General features: G+C 66.2%; 2 protein-coding genes. Both read right to left on the bottom strand.

Features of this window, described 5'->3' with window-relative positions:
* Window positions 1–397, bottom strand: a 397-nt coding sequence (locus tag AACY08_RS28170) for an ABC transporter permease subunit (protein ID WP_339472380.1), incomplete at its 3' end; no start/stop codon positions are given.
* Window positions 394–583 (bottom strand): AAA family ATPase (locus tag AACY08_RS28165; protein WP_339472379.1); only part of this gene is annotated, 190 nt, incomplete at its 5' end. The genes AACY08_RS28170 and AACY08_RS28165, both read right to left, overlap by 4 nt.

Raw genomic sequence — 583 nt, 5'->3', positions numbered from 1 at the left:
CCACGGAGAAATGGCTCTCGCCGCAGGCGCGCGCGGCCTCGACCCAGCCGACATTGCGGCGGACGTTCACCTCGGCGCGCGCGAAGCGGATGTAGAAGGGCAGATTGATGATCGCGGTCGCGATCACGATGTTCTCGATGCGGTTGCCCAAAGCGGCGACCATCGCCATCGCCAGCACGAACAGCGGGAACGCCATGATGGTGTCGGCGATGCGGCCGACGATGCGGTCGGTCCAGCCGCCGAAAAAGCCGGCCGCGACTCCCGCAAGCCCGCCCATGAAGAACACCAGCGCGACCGAGGCGACCGCCACCAAGGCAGCACACAGAACGGCGCGGCGAACCGCTTGTCGTTCGGTGCGTGGACGGTCGGCCAGCAAATCTTTCAACGTGCCGTTCACGCAACACCCCCGAGATCGACGATGCGATCAGCAAGTGCGGCCAGCGCGGCGCTGTGCGTCGCGATAATAACAGTACGCCCGACACAGGCACGGGCAATGACGGCGATCAGCGCGGCCTCGGCGGCGTGGTCAAGATGGGCGGTCGGCTCGTCCAGCAGCAGCAATTGCGGATTGGGCAAGGTGCAG

Source organism: Pseudomonas sp. EL_65y_Pfl1_R83, assembly GCF_963970695.1.
GTDB lineage: Bacteria > Pseudomonadota > Gammaproteobacteria > Pseudomonadales > Pseudomonadaceae > Aquipseudomonas > Aquipseudomonas tritici.
This window is presented reverse-complemented; position numbering and strand designations above follow the sequence as displayed.